Here is an 11,754-nt window from a genome sequence, read left to right on the forward strand (position 1 = left end):
GTTCCGGCTGATGCTCCGGCTAACCTCACCTTCCACCCGATCTTTGACTTCGGGAGGTTAAGTTTAGGCAGGGTGAGGGCACAGGTTCAATTCTACCGCCTGTTGCTTCAAGTAAAACCTGAGCTCCTGCTCGTTACCACCTATGAACTACTGTTGGTTAGCCTGCTCTACAAATACAGGTATGGCTGCAAGATCGTATACGACATCCAGGAAAATTATAGCCTGAACCTGCGGGCACAACACAACTACAACTGGCTGACAAAGCACCTGCTGGCCGGTGGCGTGCGTACTGCCGAACGGGTGACGGCTCCTGCCATTGATCACTTCCTGCTGGCAGAAAGGAGTTATGCGGCGGAGTTATCCTTTCCGGATAAGCGCTATACCTTCGTAGAGAATAAGTATAAGGCGCCAGCGACGCAACTTGCGCCAGCCACACCGGTTACTATACCTGACCACGGTCCGTTGCACTTGCTCTACAGCGGCACCATCGCCCAAGAGTACGGCATTTTCGAAGCCATCCGTTTTGCCGAGCAGTTACAGCAGGTATACCCGGCCACCCGGCTCACCATCATCGGTTACTGTGCCAACGCCCATACCTGGAGCAGCATCCTGAAAGCAACGCAGGGCAAGGAATTTATCCAACTCATCGGCGGAGAACGGCTTGTACCGCATCAGCAGCTACTCGAGCAGATCCGGAAAAGCCACATCGGTCTCCTCCCATACCGGCCCAATGTTAGTACCTTTCGCTGCATCCCGACCAAACTCTACGAGTACATGGCTAACGCCCTTCCTGTAGTGGTGCAGAAAAACCCTTTGTGGCAGACCATAGTAGAGGAAAACGGTGCTGGGCTTTCTATAGACTTTAGCCAGCCGGATGTCACGGCCATCTATGCCCTGCTCCGGCAGAAAAAATTTTATGAAACAGGTATACCGGCAGACATTTTCTGGGAATCAGAAGAAAAAAAACTGGTGCAAGTAATTGAGAACCTGCTATTCGGAAATTGAAGCTGAATTAAAATTTATTTTTAGACGAATCTAAATTCATAAAAACACAGTATATTTGTACAGCTAAAACTATTTATATGCGAAATTCTAAAATAGCCGGTGTAGGTCATTATGTACCTGAACGAATAGTTACCAACAAAGACCTGGAGAAAATAATGGATACGACGGATGAGTGGATCCGGGAGCGTACAGGTATAGTGGAGCGCCGCTACTTTCAGGAAGGCACGGACACGACCGCTAATATGGGCGCGCATGCAGCCCGCAGAGCCCTTGACATGGCCAACCTGCAGGCAGAAGACCTTGACCTGATCGTATTCGCTACACTCAGCCCGGATTATGTATTCCCGGGATCCGGTGTGCTCCTGCAGCGGGAACTGGGCATCAAGGAAATTCCGGCGCTGGATGTGCGCAACCAATGCTCCGGCTTCATCTACGCCCTCTCGGTGGCCGATCAGTTTATTAAGACTGGCATGTATAACAATGTGCTCGTGGTGGGTTCTGAGATCCACTCCAGCGGTCTTGACTTCTCTACCCGAGGCCGTGGCGTATCCGTCATCTTTGGCGATGGCGCCGGCGCGGTGGTGCTCACTCCTTCCGAAAGCAACGAAAAAGGGATCCTGTCCACGCACCTGCACGCCGACGGGGAGTATGCCGAGGAACTGGCCACCATTGACCCAGGCAGCAACAAGACCGAACGCCTAACCCACCAGATGATCGATGAAGGGACCATCTTCCCCTACATGAATGGCAATATGGTGTTCAAGCATGCTGTGACCCGCTTTCCGGAAGTGATTGAAGAAGCACTTGATAAAAACGGGTATAAACCTACTGATATCGACATACTTGTACCTCACCAGGCCAACCTGCGCATCACCTCCTACATCCAGCAGAAGATGGGCTTGCCGGCTGAAAAAGTGATGAGCAACATTCACAAATACGGCAACACCACAGCGGCCTCTGTTCCGATTGCGCTCAGCGAAGCGCTCGAAGAAGGACGCATCAAGGAAGGCGATCTGGTTTGCCTGGCCGCTTTTGGCAGTGGTTTTACCTGGGCCTCCGCCCTGATCCGTTGGTAAGTATAATTTTGAATGAGCGATTGAGTGATTGCCTGAATGATAAATTCAACTGATTCACTCAATCGCTCATTCACTCATTCAAAATTCAACCTAGTGCACAGCTTCACGGAAGAAAACTACATCAAGGCTATTTATAAGCTCTCGGCCAATGGCACGCAGGAAGTGAACACCAATGCGATTGCCGAAGCACTGGATACCAAGGCAGCGTCTGTTACCGACATGCTGCGCAAACTGAGCAGCAAAGGTATAGCCGACTATGTGAAATACCGGGGTGTCACCCTGACCGAAAGCGGGGAGCGGGTGGCGCTGCAGATCATCAGGAAGCACCGCCTCTGGGAGGTATTCCTGGTAGAGAAACTGAAGTTCAACTGGGACGAGGTACATGCTGTGGCCGAAGAACTGGAGCACATCAACTCCGACCTGCTTGTCAGGCGCCTCGATGAGTTCCTGGGTTATCCCAAGTTTGATCCCCACGGCGATCCGATCCCTTCCGAAAACGGTGAGATCAACCAGAAGCAGCAGAAGCTCCTGGCAGACATGGAAGTGAATGACGCAGGTATAGTGGTGGGCGTAAACGACTCGCAGCCGCTTTTCCTGCAGTATCTGGACAAAATGGGAATTTACCTGGGTGCAAAGATTAAAGTAATTGACCGCATACCGTATGACAACTCTCTGGAGATCAACCTGGAAAACAAAAAAAACCTGGTCGTATCAAGTGAAGTTTCTAAAAACATTTTCCTTTCCGCTTAAGATGAAATACCCCCTCCTTCTCCTGCCGGTATACCTGTTTTTTATACTGCTGCTGAGTGCCTGTACCCAGACCGAAACCAAAGGGGAACTGGCCCCGGGAAATCGGATGAAGATCGTGACCACGACAGGTATACTCAAAGATGCCGTAGCCAATATTGCTGGAGACGCAGCCGAAGTAGAATCGATCATGGGCAGTGGCGTCGACCCGCACCTCTACAAGGCAACACAGGGCGACCTGAATAAACTGACAGGCGCTGACGTGATCATTTACAACGGGCTGCACCTGGAAGGCAAAATGGGCGAAGTACTGGACAAACTGAGCCGCCAGAAAACGGTAATAGCCGCGGCCGACGGTATACCTGAAACGGAATTGCGCAGTGCTCCCCAGTTCCAGGACAGCCACGACCCGCATATCTGGTTTGATGTAGACCTGTGGCAGCAGGTGGTCAAACACCTGAGCAACGAATTACAGAAGAAGGATCCCCAACATGCCGCCTTGTACCAGCAACGGACAGAAGCTTACCTGCAGAAATTACAGGCGCTGGATGCCGAAGTTACTACCGCGATCGCATCCATACCGGAGCAGCAACGCATTCTCATTACTGCACACGATGCTTTTGGCTATTTCGGGGATGCCTATAACATTCAGGTGCGGGGACTTCAGGGCATTTCCACAGTCTCGGAATTCGGGCTGCAGGATGTATCGTCACTGGTGAAGTTTATAGCGGACAATAAGATCAGAGCGGTGTTTGTGGAGTCTTCGGTGTCGCCCAAAGCGATTGAAGCTGTGGTGGAAGGAAGCAAACAAAGAGGACACGATGTTCGCATTGGCGGCACCCTGTATTCGGATGCTCTGGGGGCAGATGGAACGCCGGAAGGCACTTATGAAGGTATGGTGCGCTACAATGTTCGCACCATTGTATCTTCTTTAAAGTAAGAAACTTAAACCATGATACTTCAAGTTGAAAATCCAGTTGTAGAAGTCCACGACCTCACTGTCAGTTACGACCGGAAACCGGTGCTCTGGGGCATCGACCTGACCCTGCCGGCCGGCGCGCTGGTAGGTGTGATCGGCCCGAACGGTGCCGGCAAGTCTACCCTGATCAAGGCGATGATGAACCTACTGACTGTCAGCAGCGGCTACGTCCGGATCTTTGACCAGCCCCTGAAACTGGTGCACAAACGTATCAGCTACGTGCCGCAACGCGAGTCGGTGGACTGGGATTTTCCGGCTTCTGTTTTCGATGTCGTGCTGATGGGAAGGTATGGCAGCATGGGACTCTTCAGCCGTCCTCGCCAGGCCGACAAAGACGCCGCCATGGATGCGCTGGAAAAAGTAGGTATGCAAAGCTTTGCCAGCCGGCAGATCTCCCAGCTTTCGGGCGGACAGCAGCAGCGGGTGTTCCTGGCCCGGGCACTGGCGCAGAACGCCGATATCTATTTTATGGATGAGCCTTTTGCCGGGGTAGACATCGCCACCGAGACAGCCATTATCGGGCTGCTCCGCCAGATGCGTGACCAGGGCAAGACCGTGATCGTCGTACACCACGACCTGCAGTCAGCCTCCGACTATTTTGACTGGGTAGTGCTGCTGAACATGCGCCTGGTAGCCTCTGGCCCCACTGAAAAAGTGCTGACGCAGGAACTGCTGGAGCAAACGTACGGCGGAAAACTCACGCTCTTGTCAAAAGTAGGCGACCTGCTGCGCAAGCAGGAGTTCCCGACAAGGGAGAAGATGAGTTAGGGAGTTTTGGAGTTTAAGAGTTTAGGAGTTAGAAAGTTTGGAAGTTAGAAAGGTAAAAGTGGAAGTGGATCTGGTCGTAAGGTAGCAATTTACCAATCGATCTATTAAACAATTAAGCAATTAACAATCAGCAATTAATAAATGCAGCAGTTTCTGGAGTTTTTCTCGTTTGCAGATGCCAACATCCGGTACGTGACGCTGGGCTCGGTGCTGCTGGCCAGTAGTTCGGCGGTGGTAGGCTGCTTTACGCTGCTCCGGAAGCGTGCGTTGGTGGGAGATGCGGTAGCGCATTCGGTGCTGCCGGGCGTATGCCTGGCTTTTATGCTCTCCGGTACGAAGAACCCCTTCATTTTATTGATCGGTGCTTTTATCACAGGCTGGCTGTCGCTGGTGGTCATTGATTTCATCACTTCCCGTTCCCGCATCAAAGAGGATTCCGCTATTGCCTTGGTCCTCTCGGTGTTCTTTGGTATCGGCATCCTGCTGCTCACCTCCATACAGCATTCGGGCAACGCTGCGCAGAGTGGCCTCGATAAATTCCTTTTCGGGAATGCTGCCTCCCTGGTGGGCGACGATCTGATCATTTTCAGTGCAGTAGCAGTGTTGCTGTTACTGGCTGTGATCATCTTTTATAAAGAACTTACCTTACTTTGTTTCGACGAAGCCTACGCCCGGACGATCGGTTTTCCGGTGCGGCAACTGGAGCTGCTGCTCACCACCCTCACGGTATTTGCGGTGGTTGTAGGTATACAGGCTGTCGGCGTTGTGCTGATGGCCGCCATGCTCATTACCCCGGCCGCTGCTGCCCGTTTCTGGACCGAAAAACTCAAGGTGATGCTGGTGCTGGCGGCACTGATGGGCGCTTTTTCAGGTATAGCGGGCGCTTTTGTCTCGTATACTGCGCCGGCCATGCCGACGGGTCCCTGGATCGTGCTCATCATCTCCATGATCGCCATTTTTTCGTTTGCGCTGGCACCCGGCCGGGGCTGGGTAGCCCGCCTCCTGCGCCAGCGACGCAACAAATCGAGGATACTGGAAGAAAACCTGCTCAAGCTGCTTTACCAGTTGGGCGAGCTGAAGCAGGATTACTATACCTCACGCAGCTTGGATGATTTGCTGGAGCGGCGCCGAATTCCGAAAGCCCAGGCGCTTCGTGGACTCGAGAAACTGAAGCGCCAGGGGTATTTAAAGAAAGAAAATCAGAGCTGGCTGCTGACCCGGGAAGGAGAAAAGCGGGGACGTCGCGTGGTGCGTCTGCACCGCCTCTGGGAGCTATACCTGACCCAATACCTCAACCTGGCCTCCGACCATGTACACGAAGACGCTGAAACCATAGAACACATCATCACCCTGGAACTGGAGAAAAAGCTGATGGAAGAACTCAATTACCCGGACCTCGACCCGCACAGTGCGCGTATTCCTATGAGTTAGTTAGAGGTTAGATATTAGGGGTTAGATATTAGATTTTGGATGTTAGAAATGAATGAGTTCCTTAATAGCTGGACGGGACCGAAGAAATAGGAAACAGTCAAAAAAGAGCTTTTCCAGCTTTAAAAATGAAATAGCAATGACCATATTTAAACGGTACTGCTTACTGATAATTGTTTAACTGATAACTGAAAAAGTGAATGCCTTCTGGATCATATTGACCGGCTCTTTGGTTGCCACCTGTTGCAGTTTACTGGGCTGCTACCTTATCCTGCGTCGCATGGCCATGGTGGGTGATGCGATCTCGCATGCCGTTTTGCCAGGTATAGTGATTGCTTTCCTCGTAACGGGCTCACGTGATTCTGTTCCAATGCTCATCGGGGCAGGATTGCTGGGGGTATTGACGACTTTTCTGATCGAGTTCTTCCACCGTTATGCCCGCGTACAGGCCGATGCTGCCATCGGCGTTACTTTCACCTGGCTCTTTGCCATCGGCATCATCCTCATCTCCGTTTTTGCCGGCCAGGTGGACCTGGATCAGGATTGTGTTTTGTATGGGGAGATCGCCTATGTGCCGCTCGACCTCTGGATCACGGATGGTGGCCTTAGCTTCGGCCCCCGCACCGTCTGGACACTGGGATTTGTGACCATACTGGTGATGCTATTTATTGTAATTGGGTATAAGGAGTTGTTCCTGACAACCTTCGATCCGGCCTTTGCAACGGCTATTGGTCTTTCTACTTCGCTGTGGTACTACCTGCTCATGACGGCAGTTTCCCTGACCACTGTTGCTTCCTTTGAGTCGGTGGGTGCGATCCTGGTAGTTGCTTTCCTGGTGGCCCCTCCCGCTACCGCATACCTGCTCACCGACAATTTCAAGACGATGCTCCTGCTCTCGGTAGGACTGGGTATACTGGCCGCTACAGCTGGATATTTTCTGGCCGTTTGGATGGATGGATCTATTGCCGGAGCCATCGCCACCGTAACAGGTATAGAGTTCCTGCTGGCGCTGCTGTTCTCGCCCTCGCGGGGCCTACTTCTGAAACGGAGACAGGTGCAGCCAGTGTAAGGTATAGGCGGTCTGCTATACCTTGCAGGAAATTAATTCGTTCTGAGAATTGTTAGTCAGAAGTTCAACTGAAGCTTTCATCTTAAATTCTAACAACCTTATGATCAAAAGGCTATATCTCCTTCCACTACTCGCCGTTCTGCTGGTATTGTCCGGCTTTACCATGTCTACCCTAACCTATGACAAAGGTGAGAAGATCAACTGGCTGACCATGGAGGAAGCTGCCGCTAAAACAAAAAAGCAGCCCAAAAAGGTGGTGATCGATGTGTACACCGACTGGTGCGGATGGTGCAAGAAGATGGACAAATCAACCTTCTCGGATCCTGCAGTAGTAGCCTATATCAACAAGAATTATTATGCTGTGAAGCTGGATGCCGAAGGCAAGTCGCCCATCACGCTCAACGGCAAGACCTATACCTATAACCCACAATACAAAGCACACGAACTGGCCGTTGCCTTGCTGCAGGGACAGATGAGTTATCCTACCACCGTATACCTGGACGAGCAGTTCAACATGCTCACCCCTGTTCCCGGCTACATCGACGCTCCTACCCTCACAAAAATACTGACTTACTTTGGCGGCAATCACCACAAGAGCATGACGTGGCAGGAGTTTGAAAAGAAAAAGTAACCGTACTTTGCCTCGAAGGATGATGCCTGCTCCAATCCCGGGAATACTGAAATCCTGAAAATCCTGATTCTGACAAATTAATAAGTAAATTTGCGGAAGCAATAAGCCGCTATACCTTGATAAACCATACTTTTAATACTGATACCATTGTAGCAGTTGCTACCGCGCAGGGCGTGGGCGCTATTGCTGTTATCCGCTTGTCCGGGCCTGAAGCCATCACGATCACCAACAGTGTCTTTAAGGGAAAAGATCTAACGAAGCAACCCACGCATACCCTGCACTTTGGCACCATACGCGACGAAGACAAGGTTCTGGACGAAGTGCTGGTATCGCTCTTTGTAGGTCCAAATTCCTATACCAAAGAGAATGTAGTGGAGATCTCCTGCCATGGCTCAGACTTCATTGTGCAGCAGATCATCAAACTGCTCCTGAAAAAGGGCGCACGCCTGGCCAATGCCGGTGAGTTTACAAAACGCGCTTTCCTGAACGGGCAGTTTGACCTGGCGCAGGCCGAAGCAGTGGCCGACCTGATCGCCTCCGACTCTGCCCTTTCGCATGAGGTGGCGATGAAGCAAATGCGTGGCGGCTTTTCACAGGAGATCAAGCGTTTGCGGGCGGAACTGGTGCACTTTGCATCCATGATCGAGCTGGAGCTGGATTTTGGTGAGGAAGATGTGGAGTTTGCCGACCGTGATCAGTTGCGCTCCCTAATCCTCAACATCCAACACATCATCCGGGAGCTATTGAAATCCTTTGAACTGGGCAACGTGATCAAGAACGGGGTGCCCACCGTGATCGTGGGCAAGCCAAATGCCGGTAAATCTACCCTGCTCAACAAGCTGCTCAACGAAGAAAAAGCGATCGTATCCGATGTGCCGGGCACCACGCGCGACTTCATTGAAGATGAGATCAACATCGGAGGCATTAGCTTCCGTTTCATCGACACGGCCGGCCTGCGTGAAACCACCGATAAGGTAGAAGCCATCGGTGTAGCACGCACGATGCAGAAGCTGAGCCAGTCTTCGCTCATCATCTACCTGTTTGATATCACGGCTACCACGCCGGAGGCATTGCAGGCTGAGCTGGCAGAACTGAACCCCAAAAATTTGCCACTGCTGCCGGTGGCCAACAAAATTGACGAAGCCACCCCTGAGGTTCTGGCTGCCTTTGCAGGTATCGACGGGCTGGTGCAGATCTCTGCCGCAGAAGGTGCCCACATGGAAGACCTGAAGCAGGCGCTGGTGGACAAGGTCAATTTGGGAAAACTCAACACCCAGCAGCAAACGATCGTGACCAACCTGCGCCACGTCGACAGCCTCAACAAAACCTACGAAGCGCTGGATGACGTACTGAATGGCCTCGCATTAGGTATGAGCGGCGATCTGGTGGCAGCCGATATCAGAAGAGCACTTTATAGTTTAGGTGAGATTACGGGTGAGATTACAACTGATGATCTGCTGGATAATATTTTTACGAAGTTTTGTATTGGGAAATAGCCTTCAGTGCTTAGGTTTCCTGCGCGAGCTACGATTCTCATTTGATAGAGGCTGGCGCTATGTAGTTGAACTACACGATGGCGAAGTAGAATGGTTTTATGAGAAACCGGAGCAGTAGTATAAGCCTAAATTTATAGTTAGTACTGTTTTGTGATATTCCTCATCAAAAAAAGCTTCTAAAGACAGGAAAAGCCACCAATAAAGGCCTGCTAGCATTACAAGAGAGTTCAAATTGATTCATAGAGCAATATCCTTCAAATCCTCAACTGATGGTTTTACATCTTTATTCTTACTAAATGTCACGGCAAAAGCTCTTTTAGTTCCATTGATATCTAACTCTACACAACCTTTCCCCTCAAAAAATCTTAGTTTAGGATCTGTTATCAATAACGTTATCTCGAACTCTCCTTTATCATCAGTTGTATCACTACTATCTGCCCCATTTACTTTATTGCCTGCACAGTTACCATTATTTACACCTTCTGTATAGGCAACCGCATTAATATTCAAACTGTCAATTGCAGAACTATCACTTGCATTGATAATGCGCCCTTTGATTGTAACAGAAGGTAAAGAATTAGCATCTTCAGCATCACTATCATCAGCATCAGGAATTGCAGTAACTGGTTTATTTTCATTCGCTGATGGGCCTGCTATAAATATCAAACCAATTCTCCAAAGCGAGTTTCCAGTATTAGGAATAGCCCATTGGCCAAGAAAACCTACACTTGGAGAGAGTGGAAATATACCTGTGAGTTCTAGACTAAATATATTATCATTGGCTGTTCCAGCTACTCTTTCAAAGTCACTCTTTTTAACTACAGTCATCACAGGCTCCGCTGATAAGCTTAATGGCAACTTGCTATTTTTAACTATATATAAATCCCAGCCAAAACCAACTGAAAAACGCCCTTGATGTAAGTTCACAATGCTTGAATCTAGTAAATCTCTGGCTGCGTTCAATTTATATGCTGCAGACCCGTAAAATGTAATCTGTGAAAATTTTACTTTATCTGCTGACACCCATTCATAATATGGGTATAGTCCAAAATTTAAACCTTGACTTGATGTTATCAATTCTTGAATCAACTCCTCTGATTTTTCAGAAACATCAGAATTATTGGTAGATAATCCAGTTAATATTTTAGAGATATTCCCAATCATGGGTAATCCAAGTTTCTTTGATTGTTTCGGGAACTCTAAAGCTTGAAATTGCACCCTCCCCGATCCAATCAAGCCTTCAGCGAATTCATCATTACCTCCTATTTTATAACCAAGTTGTGCTCCTGCTACAATCCAAGGATTATTGGCAGGCAAACTTTTTGTTTTACCCGCAGCATCTGTAGTTGTACCTCTAAACCCTAGGTTAGGTGATTGTGCTACCACATTTTGGTTAGAACAGAGACAATGCAATAGCAACAATATACTAATTCTCTTAAGCTCTTTCATAAGGCTATATATTAAGTATAGATTTATACAACTGATTTTGATGCTACAAAAGACTTAATCCAACTGTAGTATTTGTCAACTCTAACATATACACTGCCATCACCACAATTATTTAGAGCCGAATTTGTATTACGTGAAGTAATTCCAGCTAATAAGACTTCGCCATTTTCGTTAACATAAAGCGGGCCTCCACTATCGCCAAAGCATGCATCAATACCTAAACTAGGCTTTCCTGCCACTATTTCTCTACCAAGATGGCATCCATACTGAGACGTATCTGTAAGACCTCCATTTGAGCCAGAGCAATCTGTTGAAACAATAGGCACATGTGCGACTCGTCTTTTACCAAAGCCGAAGTTGCCACCAGCATCGGTATTTCCAAAACCGACGACTGTTCCTATCTTACTTCGATTTATTAAAGATGAAACTGCTATTCTGCATGGAGATATATCTGTGATATTGCTCTCCAGAATCAAAACCATTAAGTCATTTTCATGCTTATTAGAAGGATTATATGAATTATGTTCATGACGACTTCTAACACGAATTCGAACACCATTTCTGGTTAAATCTTTACCAACAAACACTTCCCCTGAGAAAGACCTAATATGTGCAGCAGTCAAAACTATATTAGGTGCAATCACTACTCCTGATGCTCCGAAGCCAGTAGTACCACCCAAGGCTACACAATGTGGATAATGTTCAGCTTTATCAAAATACCCCCCAATAATGTTAGGGTTAATAATATTGTACATTATGTACTCTTTGGCACTTTCAATATACCTTTCATCCTCGTAAATCTTATCTGTTGATTCTATAAGATTATTTAGAACAATACCTCTTGTCTCGAGAGCCGCCTTTTTAGATGATGGTAAATTATTATAATACTCTTCCTTAAACTCCTTAACGAAGTCTCTATTTTCTTTGATCGCTGTTTCAGCAGCCTTAAAAGCTTTGGCTAGTCTCTTTTTATCATGATCGTTAGGCTGTATCATAGTAGCTTATTTATATTCGAATGAAAATAAGTAATAGTATAAGTCGTTTTATTTAAAAGATTATACCTTATTAATTAATTTTGATAGTTTGTATTTATTTAATGCAAATAT

General features: G+C 48.4%; 11 protein-coding genes. 9 read left to right on the forward strand and 2 right to left on the reverse strand.

The genetic code is table 11. The annotated features are described in order from the left end of the window. From OB13_RS06380 to mnmE, 9 genes are all read left to right on the forward strand, one after another. Window positions 1–1,005 (forward strand): glycosyltransferase (locus OB13_RS06380; RefSeq protein WP_461489319.1); only part of this gene is annotated, 1,005 nt, incomplete at its 5' end. A gap of 77 nt (window positions 1,006–1,082) precedes the next feature. Next, on the forward strand, window positions 1,083–2,081 hold the full coding sequence (locus OB13_RS06385; protein ID WP_461489320.1) for a 3-oxoacyl-ACP synthase III family protein: 999 nt from the start codon (window positions 1,083–1,085) through the stop codon (window positions 2,079–2,081). Between the two features lie 93 nt (window positions 2,082–2,174). Further along, the gene (locus OB13_RS06390) at window positions 2,175–2,831 is read left to right on the forward strand and encodes a metal-dependent transcriptional regulator (RefSeq protein ID WP_461489321.1); all 657 of its coding nucleotides are present in this window, start codon (window positions 2,175–2,177) and stop codon (window positions 2,829–2,831) included. Window position 2,832: 1 nt separating this feature from the next. Continuing rightward, complete coding sequence (locus OB13_RS06395; RefSeq protein WP_461489322.1) at window positions 2,833–3,768, forward strand: metal ABC transporter solute-binding protein, Zn/Mn family; 936 nt, start codon at window positions 2,833–2,835, stop codon at window positions 3,766–3,768. A 12-nt stretch (window positions 3,769–3,780) separates the two neighbouring features. Beyond that, the gene (locus OB13_RS06400; protein ID WP_461489323.1) at window positions 3,781–4,575 is read left to right on the forward strand and encodes a metal ABC transporter ATP-binding protein; all 795 of its coding nucleotides are present in this window, start codon (window positions 3,781–3,783) and stop codon (window positions 4,573–4,575) included. A gap of 141 nt (window positions 4,576–4,716) precedes the next feature. Then, a complete protein-coding gene (locus OB13_RS06405; RefSeq protein ID WP_461489324.1) occupies window positions 4,717–6,006 on the forward strand; it encodes a metal ABC transporter permease in 1,290 nt (429 codons plus the stop codon). A gap of 193 nt (window positions 6,007–6,199) precedes the next feature. After that, complete coding sequence (locus tag OB13_RS06410; protein ID WP_461489325.1) at window positions 6,200–7,072, forward strand: metal ABC transporter permease; 873 nt, start codon at window positions 6,200–6,202, stop codon at window positions 7,070–7,072. 100 nt (window positions 7,073–7,172) lie between these two features. Then, complete coding sequence (locus OB13_RS06415) at window positions 7,173–7,703, forward strand: thioredoxin family protein (RefSeq protein WP_461489326.1); 531 nt, start codon at window positions 7,173–7,175, stop codon at window positions 7,701–7,703. 116 nt (window positions 7,704–7,819) lie between these two features. Then, on the forward strand, window positions 7,820–9,199 hold the full coding sequence (gene mnmE / locus OB13_RS06420; protein ID WP_461489327.1) for a tRNA uridine-5-carboxymethylaminomethyl(34) synthesis GTPase MnmE: 1,380 nt from the start codon (window positions 7,820–7,822) through the stop codon (window positions 9,197–9,199). Window positions 9,200–9,436: 237 nt separating this feature from the next. On the opposite strand, the gene OB13_RS06425 is transcribed toward mnmE, so the two are convergent. Together OB13_RS06425 and OB13_RS06430 are read right to left on the reverse strand one after the other, a co-directional pair. Beyond that, window positions 9,437–10,648 (reverse strand): hypothetical protein, encoded by a 1,212-nt coding sequence (locus OB13_RS06425; protein ID WP_461489328.1) that lies wholly within the window; start codon window positions 10,646–10,648, stop codon window positions 9,437–9,439. 23 nt (window positions 10,649–10,671) lie between these two features. Beyond that, window positions 10,672–11,643 carry a S1 family peptidase gene (locus OB13_RS06430; protein WP_461489329.1) on the reverse strand — a complete coding sequence of 324 codons (972 nt, stop codon included), beginning with the start codon at window positions 11,641–11,643 and terminating at the stop codon, window positions 10,672–10,674. Between the last annotated feature and the right edge of the window lie 111 nt (window positions 11,644–11,754).

This window comes from Pontibacter sp. HJ8 (assembly GCF_054824225.1).

What these genes read in the sequence shown, in the direction of transcription:
- OB13_RS06405 (WP_461489324.1), top strand. Translation starts at nt 4,717, where the DNA reads ATGCAGCAGTTTCTGGAGTTTTTCTCGTTTGCAGATGCCAACATCCGG.
- OB13_RS06425 (WP_461489328.1), bottom strand. Translation starts at nt 10,648, where the DNA reads ATGAAAGAGCTTAAGAGAATTAGTATATTGTTGCTATTGCATTGTCTC.
- OB13_RS06395 (WP_461489322.1), top strand. Translation starts at nt 2,833, where the DNA reads ATGAAATACCCCCTCCTTCTCCTGCCGGTATACCTGTTTTTTATACTG.
- OB13_RS06415 (WP_461489326.1), top strand. Translation starts at nt 7,173, where the DNA reads ATGATCAAAAGGCTATATCTCCTTCCACTACTCGCCGTTCTGCTGGTA.
- OB13_RS06430 (WP_461489329.1), bottom strand. Translation starts at nt 11,643, where the DNA reads ATGATACAGCCTAACGATCATGATAAAAAGAGACTAGCCAAAGCTTTT.
- OB13_RS06400 (WP_461489323.1), top strand. Translation starts at nt 3,781, where the DNA reads ATGATACTTCAAGTTGAAAATCCAGTTGTAGAAGTCCACGACCTCACT.
- OB13_RS06385 (WP_461489320.1), top strand. Translation starts at nt 1,083, where the DNA reads ATGCGAAATTCTAAAATAGCCGGTGTAGGTCATTATGTACCTGAACGA.